This window comes from Salinicola lusitanus, assembly GCF_038648475.1.
GTDB lineage: Bacteria > Pseudomonadota > Gammaproteobacteria > Pseudomonadales > Halomonadaceae > Salinicola > Salinicola lusitanus.
In genome coordinates, this window is record NZ_CP151919.1 from 2080271 (window position 1) to 2095369 (window position 15099).

General features: G+C 62.8%; 16 protein-coding genes. 9 read left to right on the plus strand and 7 right to left on the minus strand.

The features are described 5' to 3' along the window. Positions 1 to 18: 18 nt before the first annotated feature. From AAGT95_RS09625 to AAGT95_RS09635, 3 genes are all read right to left on the minus strand, one after another. A complete protein-coding gene (locus tag AAGT95_RS09625) occupies positions 19 to 2037 on the minus strand; it encodes a Mu transposase C-terminal domain-containing protein (protein ID WP_342596347.1) in 2019 nt (672 codons plus the stop codon). A gap of 65 nt (positions 2038 to 2102) precedes the next feature. Then, positions 2103 to 2540, minus strand: coding sequence for a hypothetical protein (locus AAGT95_RS09630; protein WP_342596348.1), 438 nt, complete (start codon positions 2538 to 2540; stop codon positions 2103 to 2105). 2 nt (positions 2541 to 2542) lie between these two features. Continuing rightward, complete coding sequence (locus AAGT95_RS09635) at positions 2543 to 2956, minus strand: helix-turn-helix domain-containing protein (protein ID WP_342596349.1); 414 nt, start codon at positions 2954 to 2956, stop codon at positions 2543 to 2545. Positions 2957 to 3076: 120 nt separating this feature from the next. Here AAGT95_RS09635 and AAGT95_RS09640 point away from each other — a divergent pair, with 120 nt between their 5' ends. After that, the gene (locus AAGT95_RS09640; protein ID WP_342596350.1) at positions 3077 to 3796 is read left to right on the plus strand and encodes a helix-turn-helix transcriptional regulator; all 720 of its coding nucleotides are present in this window, start codon (positions 3077 to 3079) and stop codon (positions 3794 to 3796) included. A 658-nt stretch (positions 3797 to 4454) separates the two neighbouring features. Further along, complete coding sequence (locus AAGT95_RS09645; protein ID WP_342596351.1) at positions 4455 to 4595, plus strand: hypothetical protein; 141 nt, start codon at positions 4455 to 4457, stop codon at positions 4593 to 4595. A 52-nt stretch (positions 4596 to 4647) separates the two neighbouring features. Here the strand turns inward: AAGT95_RS09645 and AAGT95_RS09650 are convergent, their stop codons facing one another. Further along, positions 4648 to 5193, minus strand: a complete 546-nt coding sequence (locus tag AAGT95_RS09650) for a ferritin-like domain-containing protein (protein WP_110709962.1) — start codon at positions 5191 to 5193, stop codon at positions 4648 to 4650. A gap of 204 nt (positions 5194 to 5397) precedes the next feature. Between AAGT95_RS09650 and AAGT95_RS09655 the strand changes: the two genes are divergently transcribed. The 5 genes from AAGT95_RS09655 to AAGT95_RS09675 all read left to right on the plus strand — a co-directional run bounded on the left by AAGT95_RS09655 (position 5398) and on the right by AAGT95_RS09675 (position 9718). Then, entirely contained in the window at positions 5398 to 6387 is a 990-nt protein-coding gene (locus tag AAGT95_RS09655; RefSeq protein WP_110601230.1) for a cation diffusion facilitator family transporter, read from the plus strand. Positions 6388 to 6596: 209 nt separating this feature from the next. Continuing rightward, complete coding sequence (metF, locus tag AAGT95_RS09660) at positions 6597 to 7433, plus strand: methylenetetrahydrofolate reductase [NAD(P)H] (protein ID WP_342596352.1); 837 nt, start codon at positions 6597 to 6599, stop codon at positions 7431 to 7433. Positions 7434 to 7563: 130 nt separating this feature from the next. Next, positions 7564 to 8097 carry a superoxide dismutase [Cu-Zn] SodC gene (gene sodC, locus AAGT95_RS09665; RefSeq protein ID WP_342596353.1) on the plus strand — a complete coding sequence of 178 codons (534 nt, stop codon included), beginning with the start codon at positions 7564 to 7566 and terminating at the stop codon, positions 8095 to 8097. A gap of 158 nt (positions 8098 to 8255) precedes the next feature. Beyond that, positions 8256 to 8927, plus strand: a complete 672-nt coding sequence (locus AAGT95_RS09670; RefSeq protein ID WP_110601227.1) for a metal-dependent hydrolase — start codon at positions 8256 to 8258, stop codon at positions 8925 to 8927. Positions 8928 to 9055: 128 nt separating this feature from the next. Then, positions 9056 to 9718, plus strand: a complete 663-nt coding sequence (locus AAGT95_RS09675; RefSeq protein WP_342596354.1) for a haloacid dehalogenase type II — start codon at positions 9056 to 9058, stop codon at positions 9716 to 9718. Positions 9719 to 9736: 18 nt separating this feature from the next. On the opposite strand, the gene AAGT95_RS09680 is transcribed toward AAGT95_RS09675, so the two are convergent. Together AAGT95_RS09680 and prlC are read right to left on the minus strand one after the other, a co-directional pair. Next, entirely contained in the window at positions 9737 to 9994 is a 258-nt protein-coding gene (locus AAGT95_RS09680; protein WP_110601225.1) for a YheV family putative zinc ribbon protein, read from the minus strand. A gap of 76 nt (positions 9995 to 10070) precedes the next feature. Beyond that, positions 10071 to 12122 carry an oligopeptidase A gene (gene prlC / locus AAGT95_RS09685; RefSeq protein ID WP_342596355.1) on the minus strand — a complete coding sequence of 684 codons (2052 nt, stop codon included), beginning with the start codon at positions 12120 to 12122 and terminating at the stop codon, positions 10071 to 10073. Positions 12123 to 12341: 219 nt separating this feature from the next. Between prlC and AAGT95_RS09690 the strand changes: the two genes are divergently transcribed. Both AAGT95_RS09690 and AAGT95_RS09695 read left to right on the plus strand, forming a co-directional pair. Continuing rightward, positions 12342 to 13682 (plus strand): sodium-dependent transporter, encoded by a 1341-nt coding sequence (locus tag AAGT95_RS09690; RefSeq protein ID WP_342596356.1) that lies wholly within the window; start codon positions 12342 to 12344, stop codon positions 13680 to 13682. 51 nt (positions 13683 to 13733) lie between these two features. Continuing rightward, positions 13734 to 14267: a gamma carbonic anhydrase family protein gene (locus AAGT95_RS09695; RefSeq protein ID WP_110601222.1), complete on the plus strand. Its 534-nt coding sequence runs from the start codon at positions 13734 to 13736 to the stop codon at positions 14265 to 14267. 16 nt (positions 14268 to 14283) lie between these two features. Here the strand turns inward: AAGT95_RS09695 and AAGT95_RS09700 are convergent, their stop codons facing one another. Then, positions 14284 to 15072 carry a GntR family transcriptional regulator gene (locus AAGT95_RS09700; protein WP_110601221.1) on the minus strand — a complete coding sequence of 263 codons (789 nt, stop codon included), beginning with the start codon at positions 15070 to 15072 and terminating at the stop codon, positions 14284 to 14286. Positions 15073 to 15099 lie beyond the last annotated feature (27 nt).

The following is a 15099-nucleotide window of genomic DNA, read 5'->3' on the forward strand; positions in this document are numbered from 1 at the left end:
GGTGTCATGGGCCGTGGTTCAGACGGCCCGCCGGGTGCGGGTGGGTTGCCGCCCACTCGCATCCATCTCGGTATCCATCACCTTGGCGATGGCCTTGAAGTCGCTGTTATTCCGGTAGTGGTCGTGCCAGCGCAGGGCCGCGTCGGACAATTCCTCTCCGGCCCGGAGCTGCGCATCGAGTTGGTTCCAGAATCGGTACCGCTCGACCTTTCCTTGGGGTATCTCGAACTTCGGTGCTTCATTCGCGAGCTGCTTGGCATGCTCGCGGGCTTCTTCGAGCTGGCGATCATTGCGCACGGAGGGCTGCTCGGACTCGACCCGGCGCAATTCGAACTCGCCACCGGTCAGCGTCTTGGCTTTCTTCACGATCCTGGCGATCTGGCCTTTCTCGCGCTTCTCTCCGGCGCGTTCCATCATCGACTGCGGCATGGCCGGGGTAGCGTTGCCGTCCAGGATCGCTTCGCCGATCCACTCGCCCTCGAGCGTGTAGATACCGACGGCACCCACGTCGCGGTAGTCCCAGGCGACGCGGATCTCTTCGCCGTGGAAGTCGCGCAGCGCATCCAGGAAGTAGATGCCGGAATTGATCTTCACTTCGCCGCGATGGGTCTTGCGGGTCTCCTGAGGACGCATCAGCGAGGCGACCACATCCGCTGGCGCGGTCAGCGCCTCGAAGCCTTCGGCTTCGGCCGACTTCCACGCTTCCATCGGCGAGCGATGGCGCAGGTTGCCGGTGTCCAGGTCGCGGATCTTCGGCAGGCCGCGATGCGGCCGATGGTTGTAGGCATCGATGGCCTGGCAGAGCCGGTCGTAGAATTCCTGAAAGCTCGGAATCTGAGCCGGTTTCAGACCGTTGGCGATGTCGCGGCGTGATAGCCGGTGGGCGCGGGTGCCGGCTTCTTTATCCATGTCCGCGCCGATATAGCTCGGCATGGTCTTGGCGAGATTGACCAGGATCGATCGGTGAGCGCGTTCGATAACGCCGCGCGCCTGGGAGTTGTAAGGCAGCGAGTGCGTGATGGTGCCGCCGAGACGATCGACCACTTCATAAACAGTGGCGTTGTCAAAACCGGAACCGTTGTCGACATAGAAGACGTTGAACATGCCGGTGCGGCTGACTGCGTCGCGCAGCACATCTAGGGTGGCCAGCGTCGATTCGGCCAGGTTGAGCGCAAAGCCGGTGATGCGACGCGTTGCCCAGTCGATGACCATGGTGATCTCGGGGCGGAATGCCTGGCCGGTCAGCGGGTTGATCACTTCGGCGTCAAAGGTGTGACCGTCCGCGACCCAGACATCGTTTGGCCACAGCGTGTCAGCCTTACGGCGCTTGAACGGCTGCAGCGTCTTGAGTTCGTGGGCGCCCATGCGGCCGCGTTCGCGGGCTTCCGGCGATAGCTTCGCCAGCCATCGGCGCACCTGATGGATGCTCGGATGTGGCGGTTGGGTCTGCTCGACCAGCAACTGGTAGGCAGCTTCCACGCTCGGTTTCTGCGGGCGCTGGTAACGCTTGAGGAAGTCGCCAGCCCAGTTCGGCACGCCCATATCGGCCTTGCGGCGCTTCGGCGCCAGACCGCGCTCGCCATGCTTGCGGTAATCGGCCAACCAGCGTTTTAGCGTGCGCTCGGAAAGCGTGCGAGTGTCCGTCTTGCGATCGTTGGCCAGCACCACCCGCTCGGCGAGGTAGGGCGATAGATCGTCGGTCGCGGCCAGCGTTAACAGCGTTTCGATGGCGCGCGTCTGGGTGACGTGCTGTGTCATCCGCTCGATTTCTCGAACGAAGGCGACGCGGGCTCCCATGACGCGGCGCTGGGTATCGGTCAGCGCACGCTGCTCGGGGCGTTCGGATTCCTGTGTCTCATCGGCGGCGGTGATGACCTCCGGCTCGGCTTCGCCGGCACTACGCATCAGCAATGCGTTCTGCGTCTCCGCTGGCAGCACGCCGAAGGCGTATTCGAGCGCCTTGGTGCCGAGGCGGCGTTGGCCCTCCCAGGCGGACCGGTCTGCTGCTTTCTTGACGCCTCGTTCGGTACCGGGCATTCCTGGAAGACCAGCAAGCTCGCGAGCGGTGAACCAGCCGCGTGTGAGTGGAGAGGCTTGGGCATTCATTCCTCTTCCCCCATCAACTGCTTCAGCTTGCGCATGTCGGCCTTGAGCTGGTCCATCATCTGCTGACGACGGCCGTACTCGGCGTGAAGTGCCTCTCGGCCATAGGCCACGCGACCACCGCGCTGATGTACCAACCAATCGGTAAAGGCGTGGCTCGAGCACACCTCTTCGATCAGCGGCACGCGATAGAACGGGATGTTGTGATCGGCGCGGGCCGGTGAGCTCCAGGCATCCAGCATGTTCTTGGAAACGTCGTCACCGGAGAGCCGGCTCATCTGGGAAGCGACCTCGTAACGGTCGATTGGGCATTCCTTGAGTACGATGCCGACCAACTCGCTCACTTGGGCGGCGTAGTTGCCGCTACCCGGCGCGGGGACCACCGGCATGGGAACGGCGAAGATGTCTAAAGTCTGAGTGTCTCGAACGCGACGCATGTTTACGCTCCCGTGACAACTTGCCGATGCGCGCTGTCGCCATGAACGTTAGACTCTGCGCGAGTCATCGCATTTTTGGGTCGACGCAAGTTTGCTTCGGAGCGTCCTGGTCGCTGACGGTGGGGTGTGCCGTCCGAGTTCCAGCGCTCAGGCCAAATGACACACGGGGCCAGCCCGATCTTGTTGGCGATGGCGCGTTCGACTCGTGGGTACTGTCGGTGCTTCGCGTCTTTGACTGCGCTGCTCACGACGCCAAGCTCGTCGGCGAGTTTGATGAGAGAGCTCCCCCTGACTCGGAGCTGATACTTGAGCCATTCCCAGCGATGGGTTGGTTCCAGCGGGACATCGGTTGCTTTCATGGCGTCACCTGCGTGGCGTTTTTTTGGGATGTCTAACCCGTCCTTGGACGTAAACATAAACCGAACTTGGGTCTGTATCAACCCGTTTTTGGTGTTCTGATTCTTCAGATTTGAAGCGTTGAAGCCCTTGTTCGGGTTTTGTCTGAAGTTTCAGAAGCTTAGAGAGAAACGGAATTTATGACTGACGACGCAAATTCGGTTCCGAATCCCGAGAATGGAATCGGAACCCGAATCGCTGAAGTGGCAGAGAGGCTGGGGAGCAGGAAAAAAGCCGCCGAAGCGGCGGGGGTTTCTGTTTCCACGCTGAATCGCTGGATCACTGGCGAGTCGGTTCCGGTGTTCGCGGGCGTGGCTCGGCTGTGCCTGGCGGCGGGTGTGTCGCTGGACTGGGTTGCAACGGGTAGTGCGGTAACAACGAGAGCATCGAGTGGTCGCAACATGGATTCCCCGCAGGGGGTTCAGTTGCCCGAGGGCATGTCCATCGGCGACTTTGCGTTTGTACCGCTATACGATGCGCAGTGCAGCGCTGGCGACGGCGCTTGGAATGAGAACTGCCGCGTGCTGACGCACATTTCGTTCACGCGCTACTCACTGCGCAAGCAAGGGCTCACGCCGGATCACCTCTCTGCGATCCGTATCGATGGGGATTCGATGGAGCCGGTGCTTCACAGCGGCGATACGGTGCTGATCGACCATACGCGCACCACGGTCGAAGGCGAGGGCATCTATATCCTGCGCCTGGATGGCCACCTGTACGCCAAGCGCCTGCAGCGCCAGTTCGACGGCGTTGCCATCATCAGCGCAAATAAGGAGTACGAGAAGATCGTCGTCCCGCGTGATCGTATGGACGAACTGGAAATCGTCGGCCGCGCGGTGTGGTCGGCGGGATGGCTCTGACAACGATAACGGAGGCCGCTATGGTCCAGTACACAGTACGCATGGTGTTACACGGAGCGAATTCGGAAGATTACAAAAATCTTCACCAGCAAATGCAGCAGCGAGGGTTCACTGACCGACTGCGAGCTGACAATGGGACTACTTGGTTGATGCCAGATGGTGAGTATGACTACAGGGGAAGCGAGTCCATCCAGCAGGTAGTAGACAAGGCGGAGTCCGCAGCGAGAGCGGTGGGTAAGCAATACGGCGTTTTAGCGACCGAGAGTGCTCGGAGGCAGTGGACGGGCTTGCAGCAACTCTGAGGTAGTGCCAAGTAGCTTGCGAAAAGGGCCGATCTATGCCGGATCGACCCTTTTTTGTCTTTGTGCAGTTTTGGCACTGCTTTAGACATCGCACCGCGCTGAAAGCGGCGCCACGTCCCGCTTCATCCCACTTGCGCCCACCAAATCCCACTTAACTCCATCAGTGCCATATCTCCTGCTAACTCACATCACCGCGTATTTCGGTGGATTCGACGCTCAGCCACGCTGATGTCTGCTTTTCCCTATCGCCGGCCTCGCCCGTTGCGTGACCCCCTGCGTGATCGTGATTCCCGCTTCCGTGCAAGTCGTGACTACAATGATGCCCTGACGACAACGTCGCCATCGATGGAGACACCATGCAGGGTTCGCTGATCGGTATCGTGGTAGGGATGGTGGTCTGGATGGCCTCTGCCGAATGGGGGTGGGGGATTGGTGCAGGCATCGCCTCGGGAATCGCCTGGGATCTCTGGCGCCAACGTTCGCGGCATGACGACTGAGGCGTTGGCGGCTCGGGCCAGTCCGACAGGTCGAAATGGCCCGATGGCGATATCAGTTGCGGGTCTTGACCCCCTCGAGTAGCGCCGCCATGTCGTCGGCATGCTCCTCTTCCTGCGCCAGGATGTCCTCCATCACTCGGCGAGAGGTCGGATCCTTGTCACCAAGGTAGGTGATGATCTCGCGGTAGCTGTCGATCGCGATCCGCTCGGCAATGAGATCCTCCTTGATCATCTCCTCGAGCGTTTCCCCCTCGGCGTACTCCGAGTGCGAGCGGCTCAGCAAACCCTCCGGCGAGAAATTGGGGGCACCGCCCAACTGGGTAATGCGTTCGGCGAGCTGGTCGGCGTGCTGCTGCTCTTCCTGGGCATGCTCCAGGAATTCGTCCTTGGCAATGCTCGCGCTGAGACCGTCGGCCATATAGTAATGACGCTTGTAACGCAGGACACAGACGATCTCGGTTGCCAGTGCCTCGTTGAGAATCTTGATGACCGTCTCGCGGTCGGCGCTATATCCCTCGGTGACGGCGCCATTCTCGATATGCTGGCGGGCCCGTTCGCGAATCGTCTTGATATCGGTCAAAAAGGTCTGCTCGCTCATGACTTCCTCCTTGATGGTGATGGTGCGATGGGTGGCGGCCAGGCAGCGGCACGCCCCGGTCGTGATCTCAACGTAGTCGATCGAACCCCGTTGTCCCAGGGATATCTCGGGAGTCGAGTGCGCTCGCCGCGCCAGCAGCGTGTAATACAATAGCGTCGGGGTCGTGAGCTAAGATCCGGGGACACACCCGTCAGGATCCATGACATGGCCTCGCACGACCACTCGCATCACGACCCTCATGATCACGCCGGGCAGGGGCATTCTCACGGCCACGACCATGGGCACTCCCACGATCATGCGCCAACCGTGACGGCGGACAGTGTCCGGCGCGTCAGGCTGGCGATGATCCTGACCGCCGGCTTCATGCTGGCGGAGGTGGTGGGCGGCTGGATCTCCGGCTCGCTGGCGCTGCTGGCCGACGCCGGCCACATGTTCAGCGACAGCTTTTCGCTCGGCCTGGCGCTGTTCGCCTTCTATATGGGCGACAAGGCACCGGACAGGTTTCGCACTTTCGGTTATCAGCGCTTCCAGGTGCTGGCCGCCTTCGTCAACGGGCTGACGCTGCTGGCGATCGCGGTATGGATCGTGATCGCTGCGATCCAGCGATTCACCCAGCCGGTCGAGGTCCTGGCAGGTCCGATGATGGTGGTAGCCGTGCTGGGGCTGCTGGTGAACATCGTGGTCTTCAGAATTCTTCACGGGGGCGACCAGGAAAACCTCAACCTGCGCGGCGCCTTGCTGCATGTGATCGGCGACCTGCTGGGATCGGTGGCGGCCATCGTGGCATCCGTGGTGATCCTGATCACGGGCTGGACGCCGATCGACCCCCTGCTGTCGATGCTGGCCGCGACATTGATTCTGCGCGCCGCCTGGAAGATCCTGGGGCGCTCGGCGCATACCCTGCTCGAGGGCACGCCCGAAGGTGTCGATGTCGGCCAGATCCGGCAGGCGCTACTCGACGTCGAGGGCGTCAAGAGCCTGCACGACATTCATGTCTGGGGCCTGACGCCGCAGGACCCGCTGCTCAGCGCGCACCTGGTGATCGAGTCTCCCGCCTTACACGACGGTGTCATCGAGCGTGCCTACGCTATGCTCCAGTCCCGCTTCGGGATCCAGCACGCCACCCTGCAGGTCGAGACGCGAGACTGCCTCACCGGGGGCGAGTGCAACCACGGCATGATCGTGCATCCCTGAGCCCGTCGCGCGGGATGTCGCTTCGTGATGAGCCTTGTTCATGAGAAGGGCAGGAAGGTTTCATTGGCCGTGATCGCCCCGGAGAGGCAGAATCGCCATCATACGGTCGTCAATCCATCGTCGGTCGTCGCTACCGGGACATCGGCGCTCGAGAGCGAGACCTCGCCCAGCGTGTGATCGCGCGGGCCCGCATCGAAGAGAGCACTGTCATGAGCACGCAGCCTCCACTGGGGTTCAGTTTCGAATTCTTCCCTCCCAATACCGACGCGGGGCGCGAGAAGCTCGGTGGGGTCCGCGATGCGCTGGCTGCTCGCAAGCCGCGGTTTTTCTCCGTCACCTATGGGGCCGGTGGCTCCACCCAGGCGCGCACGTTCGACACCGTCAAGACGGTCCGTCGCAGTGGCGTCGCCACGGCGCCACACCTCTCCTGTGTCGGTAGCGACAAGTCGTCGCTGCGTGATCTGCTGCACACCTACCGGGAGGATGGCGTGGATAGCCTGGTGGCGTTGCGTGGTGACTTACCATCTGGCATGGGGGGCGCAGGCGAATTGCGTTACGCCAACGAGCTGGTCGAGTTCATTCGCGACGAGACCGGCGATCATTTCGAGATCGCGGTGGCCGCCTACCCGGAAGCCCATCCCCAGGCAGCCAGCTTCGAACGTGACCTGGAAAACTTCGCCCGCAAGGCCAAGGCGGGCGCGGATCTCGCGATCACCCAGTACTTCTTCACCGCCGACGCCTATTTCCACTTCGTGGACCGGGTTCGCGCCATGGGGGTGGAGACGCCGATCATTCCCGGCATCATGCCGATCACCAATTACACCAAGCTGGCTCGTTTCTCCGATACCTGCGGCGCCGACATCCCGCGCTGGATCCGCAAGCAGCTCGAGGCCTACGGCGATGACAGCGACAGCATCCAGGCCTTCGGTACCGAGGTGATCTCGAAGCTATGCCGGCGGTTACTGGAGGGCGGGGCCCCTGGCCTGCATTTCTATACGCTGAATCAATCCGCGCCGGTGCTCAAGGTGCTCGACAACTTGAGCTGAATCTGGCCGCCGAGTTCGCCTCGCCGAAACCCGGCCGTTCGCGTTAGTGCCGCCGGTTGGCTACGTTGAAACCAGTCCCGATCAAGCAAGTCGTCGATCGGGACCCGTCACTCACGCAGAGGAGAACGCCATGCAACGCAATGGATTGATCGGTCTGACCGCGGGGGTCGCGCTAGCCCTGTCGGGGTGGGCACAGGCGGAAACCACGGTAGAGATGCATGCGGTGTCCGCCGACGGGGTCGGTGATAGCGTCGGTACGGTGGTCGCCAAGGACACCGATTATGGACTGTTGCTGACGCCGGACCTGTCGGGGCTGAAGGCCGGACTTCACGGTTTCCACCTGCATACCAACGCCAGTTGCGAGACCAGCGAGACTGATGGCGAAGTCACGCCCGGTGGCGCTGCCGGGGGCCATTTCGACCCTGACGAGACCGGCACCCACCAGGGGCCCTACAGCGACGAGGGCCATCTCGGGGATCTGCCGGCCCTCACGGTCGGGGACGACGGCAAAGCGGCGACACCAGTGCTGGCGCCTCGACTCACCGAAGCCGATCTCGCCGGTCACTCGCTGATGATTCACCAAGGTGGCGACAACTACAGCGACGAGCCCAAGTTGGGTGGGGGCGGGAGCCGAGTGGCCTGCGGCGTCATCGACGGTAACTAGCGAACATTGAGCGGCACGCAACTCGACGGCTCCACCAAAGGTGGAGCCGTTTCGTTGCGGAGCCGGTTCGTCTTGAGGCTGTTTTCTTAAGCTATTGTTTTCTGGTTGGCTGGCGCGCCATAATCTGTTCATTTATCCAGTTGTGGGGCGCCCGGCCAATGGCCAACTTTCGAACGCATCTCGGCGTGGCGACCGTCGGGGGAGTCGCGGTCGCTCAGGCCGGATGGCAGGCGGGGCAGTGGAGCGGCTGGCAGTCGCTGGCGGTCGCGATGCTGGTGGCGTTCGGCGGGATTCTTCCGGATATCGATGCCGATCAGTCCCAGGCCATTCGTCTGATCTTCAATATCCTGGCCGTCGTCGCGGTGGTGCTGGCAGTGCTGGTCCTGCAGCATCGAGTCACGCCGGCCTATCTGTTTGCCGCCTGCGGCGGTATCTATCTCGGCGTGCGCTACCTGGCCGGTGCGATCTTCGCACGCTTCACGGTTCATCGCGGGTTGTGGCATTCGCTGCTGGCAGCGTCGATCAGCGGGCTGTCGACGGCAGCGATCAGCTTCTCCCTGCTGGGTCAGCCTGAACGCCTGGCCTGGATCCACGGGTTGGCGATGACACTGGGCTTCGTCATCCATCTGACGCTGGACGAGCTGTACAGCGTCGATCTCACCGGGGCGCGCTTCAAGCGTTCGTTCGGCACGGCCCTCAAGCCGTTCAGCTGGCAGTCTCCGGGCAGTGCGCTGATGCTGGCGCTGATATCGGCGCACCTGTTGAGCTGGCTACCGTCCTTCTCGGTGCTGCGGCAACTGGTGATGCAGGGTGTGGCGCTGTGGCACTGAGGCGCTGCTGCGGGGCCGCCAATCGATGGCGACGACTCGAGAACCTTGCGAGCGTTAGACGTTATCCCTCGCTACGCTTTTCCCATCCGATCTGAATCATCAGCCCCAATGATGGCATGGAGTCCACGATGCATCTGGTATTCGACGTCAATGAAACACTGCTCGACACGGGAGCGCTCGATCCGCTGTTCAAGCGCTGGTTCGGCACCGACGCTGCGCGCTCTGAATGGTTCCTGACGCTTCAGGAGACCTGGATGACGGCCAACTTGGTGGGGGAGTTCGAACCCTTTGCAGATCTTGCCAGAAGTGCGCTGCGCCAACTCGGGGCCAAACATGGCGTCGCGATCGCTGTGGGCGACGAGCAGGAGCTGGTCGAGGCGATTCTCTCGCTGCCGGCCCACGCCGATTCGGCGGCGGCGCTGGCGCAGCTGCGCGAGCATGGGCATACGCTGACGGCGCTGACCAATAGCGCGCTGAAGGCAGCGCATCGGCAGCTCGACAACGCCGGACTGAGCGGTTATTTCGATGCCATTCTAAGTGTCGAGAGCGTGGGGCGATACAAGCCGTCTCCAGAGCCTTACCGGCATGCGGCGAGCCACTGGGGCGTCGCCACTGCCGAGCTGATCATGATCGCCGCTCACGGCTGGGATTTGATCGGTGCCAACGCGGCCGGGCTGCGAACCGGGTTCATCGCACGGCCGGGCAAGGCAATGGATCCGCAGCTCGGCGACGTGCCGGACTGGCAGGATGACGACCTTGCCCGTCTGGTTCAGCGCGCTGTCGCGCAGTGACGACTGCCGCCGTTGGCGTCAATGCAGCTTGCCGGGGTCGATGATCCGCACCGGGCGGACCTCGTCGCTGGCTGGCCGCTGTTTGTCACGCGGTTGATTGACGCGAGTCGGAATTTCCTGCGGTGTGTCGTCTTCGATCGGTAATTGTTCGAAGAAGTCGCAGCTGACGCAGTCGCGGTAGCGAATGCCGTTCTGCTCCCACGAACGTATGCGGTCCATGGCGGCACAGCGAGGGCAGATTGCGCCGGCGATGAAGCGTTTCGGCGTCTGGGACATGCATTACCTCGAAAGCAGTGGGCGGGCGCTGACTGGCGCCCGCCCGGTTCACTGTGGGATCAGACACCGCCCAGGATCAGGCAGCATCCTTGGCGTCGATACCGGAGTGGCGCAGTAGCGCATCGATGCTCGGTTCACGGCCACGGAAGGCTTCGAACAGCTCTGCCGCTTCCCGTGAGCCACCCTGTTCGAGAATCGCTTCGCGGAAGCGTCGGCCGGTCTCGGGATCGAAAATCCCGGCTTCCTCGAAGGCGCTGTAGGCATCCGCCGACAGCACCTCGGCCCATTTGTAGCTGTAGTAACCGGCAGCGTAGCCACCGGCGAAGATATGCGCGAAACCGTTCTGGAAGCGATTGAAGTCGACGGTCGGCACGACCGAGACCTTGGCTCTCACGTCATCGAGCAGACGCTGGACGTCACTGGCGCTCGGTTTCTCGAGTTCGTGATGGAGACGGAAGTCGAATAGCGAGAATTCGAGCTGGCGCATCATCTGCATCGCCGACTGGAAATTGCGCGCCGCCTGCAGCTTGTCCAGCAGCTCGTCCGGCAATTTGTCGCCGGTGTCGACGTGGCCGGCGATCAGGTCGAGGCCCTCGCGCTCCCAGCAGAAATTCTCCATGAACTGGCTCGGCAGCTCGACGGCATCCCAGGCGACGCCGCTGATGCCGGAAACGTCGGCGACCGTCTGCTGCGTCAACATGTGGTGCAGGCCATGGCCGAACTCGTGGAACAGCGTCAGCACCTCCTCGTGGGTCAGCAGTGCCGGCTTGCCTGCCACCGGGGGCGTGAAGTTGCAGGTGAGATAGGCCACCGGCAGCTGCAGTTCGCCATTCTCGCGCTGGAGACGCGTGCGGCAGACGTCCATCCAGGCGCCGCCACGCTTGCCTTCTCGGGCGTACAGGTCCAGATAGAAACCGGCGATGGGGCGATCGCCATCGAGCACGTCGAAGTATTTGACGTCCGGGTGATAGCAGGGCGCTTCCGGGTTCTCCGCCATGCGGATGCCGTAGAGCTTGTTGGTGACGCGGAATAGGCCCTCGATGGCGCGCGGCGCCGGGAAGTAGGGCCGCAACTGCTCCTGCGAGATATCGTAGCGCGCCTGGCGCAGCTTCTCGCTGACGAAGCCGGTGTCCCACGGTTTCAATGCATCGAGGCCGAGGGTCTCCTTGGCGAAGGCTTCGAGCTCGTTGAATTCGCGCTGCGCCTGCGGGTGCGCGCGCTCGGCGAGGTCGTCGAGGAAGCCGAGCACCTGTTCGGGCGTTTCGGCCATCTTGGTGGCCAGCGAGTAGTCAGCATAGGTGTCGAAACCGAGCAGACGGGCCAGCTCCTGACGCAGCCGCAGCGTCTCCTCTATCACTGGTGCATTGTCGTTTTCGCCGGCCTTGGGGCCCTGGTCGGAAGCCCGCGTGACATAGGCGGTGTAGACCTCACGGCGCAGTTCGCGATCTTCGGCGAAGGTCATGACCGGCAGGAAGCTGGGAACGTCCAGGGTGATCCGATAACCGGTAACGCCCTTGGCTTCGGCATTGGCCTTCAATGTCTCCAGGGCGCTCTCGGGCAGGCCGCCCAGGCGGTCGGCGTCGGCAAGATCGAGATGCCAGGATTGGGTCGCATCCAGCAACTGGTTGGAGAAGGTGTTGCCGAGTTCCGATAGGCGAGCCTGGATTTCGCCGTAGCGTTTCTTGTCCTCGGCTGGTAGATCGACGCCGGCGAGGCGAAAGTTGCGCAGGGTGTTGTCGATCGCCTTGCGCTGCGCGGTCTCGAGTGAGGCGAACTCGTCGCTCTGCCGCAGACGTTCGAATGCCTGGAAAAGCGCGGTGTGCTGGCCGACCCAGGTACCGTACTCGGAAAGCATGGCCAGGCACTGCTGATAGGCGTCGCGCAGCGCGTCGCTGTTCATCGTCGAATTGAGATGGGACACCGGCGACCACGCCTGGGACAGGCGGTCGTCGAGCGATTCCAGCGGCGCGGCCAGGGTCTGCCAGCTCACGTCCTGCTGCCGGGCCAGGGTCTCGGTGGCCTGCCGGTTGTCGGCAATGATCTTTTCGATGGCCGGTACGACGTGTTCGGGACGGATCGCCTCGAACGGCGGCAGGGTATGATGCTCGAGCAGCGGGTTATTCGACATGGTCACCTCGGACGATGGAATCAGTGTCATTCTATATGGGGGAAGCCGAGGCAGCTTTCAATCCGGGCTCCAGTTGGCAGCGCCCGCTGTTGGACGCTGGCCCGGGCCAGATTGGCGAGCCGCCCCGGTGCTGATAGGCTCTTCGCGTTTTCGCGCCAGCCCTGCCTGTCCCGGGTGGGTAGTCCGCGGCCGCAATCCGTTCGCTAAAGGTCCCGAATGATGAGTGAAACTCTGGAGCGCTGGCAGTCCCGCCGTGCCTTCATCCTGGCGGTCACCGGCGCCGCCGTGGGGCTGGGCAACATCTGGCGCTTCCCCTACATGACGGGCGAGAACGGAGGCTCGGCGTTCCTGCTGCTCTACATCCTCTTCGTACTGCTGCTGGGGCTGCCGATGATGATGGCCGAGATCATGATCGGTCGCGCCGGTCGGCGCAGCCCGATGCAGGCGCTGGCGTTCCTGGCCGACGAGGCCGATGTCAGTCGTCACTGGAAATGGCTGGGGCTGTTCGGCGCGATCACGGTCTTCTTCATCCTGTCGTTCTACTCGGTGGTCTCCGGCTGGTCGATCGAGTACCTGGTCAGTGCCGTGAATGGCAACTTCGTCGGTCTCTCTCCCCAGCAGGTCGGTGCGAGCTTCAATGCCTTCCTGGCAGACCCGTTGCGCATGACCTTCAACCATACCCTGTTCATGCTGCTGACCATGTCGGTGGTGGCGGCCGGTATCGTCAACGGGATCGAAAAGCTCAACAACGTGATGATGCCGCTGCTTTACGGGATCCTGATCGTTCTCGCGGGCTACGCCGTGACCACGCCGGGCTTCGGGGCCGCCATGCACTGGCTGTTCACGCCGAACGTCGCTGCCATTACCTGGAGCGTCGTGCTCAATGCCATGGGACACGCCTTCTTTACTCTGGCGGTGGGGGCGTGTGCCCTGATGGCCTATGGCGCCTACATGCCCGAGGAGCAGAGCTTGCCCAAGGCCGTCTTCGCCGTGGCTCTGCTCGACATCACGGTGGCGCTGCTCTCCGGTATCGCCATCTTCTCCGTGGTTTTCACCCATGGTCTCGATCCCAGCGAAGGGCCCGGGCTGATGTTCGTCACGCTGCCGATCGCCTTCAGCGATTTGCCGGGCGGCCAGGTCTGGCTGGGCGCCTTCTTTCTGCTGCTGCTGGTGGCGACTTGGACGTCGTCGATCAATCTCGCCGAGCCGATGGTGTCGATGCTGGTCGGTTCCGGGTGGCGTCGCAGCCGCGCTGCTATTCTGATCGGGTCGCTGGTGTGGCTGGTGGGGCTGTTGTCGGCGCTCTCGTTCTCTACCCTGGCAGACGTGCACTGGGTCGGCGAGATGAACTTCTTCACGCTGGTGTCGACCATTCCGCCCGATATCTTCCTGCCGATCGGTGGTCTGCTGATCGCCATCTTCGCGGCCTGGGTGATGTCGAGGGAGGCCGCCGTGGCGGCGCTGGGCGTCGGCGCCGGCAGTTTCCGACTATGGCAATGGCTGGTGCGTTACGTGTCGATCCCGCTGACGGTGGTGGTGCTGGCGTCCAGCCTTCTCTAGGCCGTGCTGCGAGGGACAAGCCGATTCTGGATAGCGACAGGAGGAGAACTCATGGCAATTCGAACATTTCAGGGTGTGACGCCCAGCCTCGGTCAACGAGTGTTCATCGATGATACCAGCGTCGTGCTGGGGGACGTGGCGCTGGGTGACGACTGCTCGGTATGGCCGATGGCGGTCATTCGGGGTGATGTCCATCGCATTCGCATCGGCGCGCGCACCAGTGTGCAGGATGGCTGCGTGCTGCATTGTACCCACGCAAGCGACTACAACCCCGGCGGCCATCCCTTGATCATCGGGGACGAGGTCACGATCGGCCACCAGGCCACTCTGCACGGCTGCCGGATCGGAGATCGGGTTCTCATCGGGATGGGCGCCGTGGTTCTGGACGGGGTCGTGATCGAAGATGAGGTGATCGTCGCCGCGGGCGCCATGGTTCCGCCGGGCAAAGTGCTGGAGAGCGGTCATGTCTACGCCGGTAACCCGGCCAAGCCGCTACGCGAGCTCAAGGCCGCCGAGCGGACGTTTTTCAGTTACTCCGCGGGAAATTACGTCAAGCTGAAGGACCAGCACCTGAGCGGAGAATGATCGGAGGCTGGCGCACTCAGGGCTCGAGGCGGTCGCTCAGCAGCTGCGAGCGCCTCTCGGCGCGCCGGGCCCTCGATTCGGCACGCTGCATGTCGATCAGCCCCGCCTTGACGTAGTCGAGATGCTCGTGGGCCAACGTGCGAGCATCCTCGGCTCTCCCTTCCTGAATCGCCTCGAGCAGCGCACGGTGCTGTGCCATCAGACGCTGGCGGGCATTGGGACGCTCGAACAGATGCGCCAGGTTGCCGACGATACTCTTCTCCAGCAAATGGAAGAGGCCACGAATGGTATGCAGCATCAGGACATTGTGGGCGGCCTCGGCAATGGCGAGATGAAAGGCGGCATCGGCCTTGGCCTCGCGTAATGGGTCGCCTTGCTGAACGGGATCCCGATAACTTCTGTCCAGCGCCTCGAACCGTTGCTGCAGCATCTCCTTGTCGGCCGGGGTTGCCCGCATCGCCGCGTGGTAGGCCGTGATCCCCTCCATTGCATCGCGGAACTCCAGCACATCCAGGTGAAACTCGTCGTGACGCGACAGCATCTCCAGCATGGGGTCGCCGTAGCTGGCGGCGAGACGCTCACTGACGTAGGTGCCACCACCTTGCCGGCTGATCAGCAGGCCTCGAGCGGCCAGCTTTTGAATGGCTTCACGTAGCGAGGGGCGTGACACGCCAAAGCGTTCGGCCAGTTGCCTCTCGGCCGGCAGGCGGTGGCCCGGTTTGAGGCTGCCCTCGAGGATCATCGTCTCGAGGCGTTCGGTGATGACATCGGCAAGACGAGGCTGCCTGACGGTGGGGTAGTTCACGCGATGAAGCTCCCGATAACGATTGCA

Coding starts and splice junctions, on each gene's coding strand:
- AAGT95_RS09690 (WP_342596356.1), top strand. CDS start 12,342: ATGAGTGAAACTCTGGAGCGCTGGCAGTCCCGCCGTGCCTTCATCCTG.
- AAGT95_RS09675 (WP_342596354.1), top strand. CDS start 9,056: ATGCATCTGGTATTCGACGTCAATGAAACACTGCTCGACACGGGAGCG.
- AAGT95_RS09680 (WP_110601225.1), bottom strand. CDS start 9,994: ATGTCCCAGACGCCGAAACGCTTCATCGCCGGCGCAATCTGCCCTCGC.
- AAGT95_RS09625 (WP_342596347.1), bottom strand. CDS start 2,037: ATGCCCGGTACCGAACGAGGCGTCAAGAAAGCAGCAGACCGGTCCGCC.
- AAGT95_RS09650 (WP_110709962.1), bottom strand. CDS start 5,193: ATGAGCGAGCAGACCTTTTTGACCGATATCAAGACGATTCGCGAACGG.
- prlC (WP_342596355.1), bottom strand. CDS start 12,122: ATGTCGAATAACCCGCTGCTCGAGCATCATACCCTGCCGCCGTTCGAG.
- AAGT95_RS09645 (WP_342596351.1), top strand. CDS start 4,455: ATGCAGGGTTCGCTGATCGGTATCGTGGTAGGGATGGTGGTCTGGATG.
- AAGT95_RS09635 (WP_342596349.1), bottom strand. CDS start 2,956: ATGTTTACGTCCAAGGACGGGTTAGACATCCCAAAAAAACGCCACGCA.
- metF (WP_342596352.1), top strand. CDS start 6,597: ATGAGCACGCAGCCTCCACTGGGGTTCAGTTTCGAATTCTTCCCTCCC.
- AAGT95_RS09655 (WP_110601230.1), top strand. CDS start 5,398: ATGGCCTCGCACGACCACTCGCATCACGACCCTCATGATCACGCCGGG.
- AAGT95_RS09640 (WP_342596350.1), top strand. CDS start 3,077: ATGACTGACGACGCAAATTCGGTTCCGAATCCCGAGAATGGAATCGGA.
- AAGT95_RS09670 (WP_110601227.1), top strand. CDS start 8,256: ATGGCCAACTTTCGAACGCATCTCGGCGTGGCGACCGTCGGGGGAGTC.
- AAGT95_RS09695 (WP_110601222.1), top strand. CDS start 13,734: ATGGCAATTCGAACATTTCAGGGTGTGACGCCCAGCCTCGGTCAACGA.
- sodC (WP_342596353.1), top strand. CDS start 7,564: ATGCAACGCAATGGATTGATCGGTCTGACCGCGGGGGTCGCGCTAGCC.
- AAGT95_RS09630 (WP_342596348.1), bottom strand. CDS start 2,540: ATGCGTCGCGTTCGAGACACTCAGACTTTAGACATCTTCGCCGTTCCC.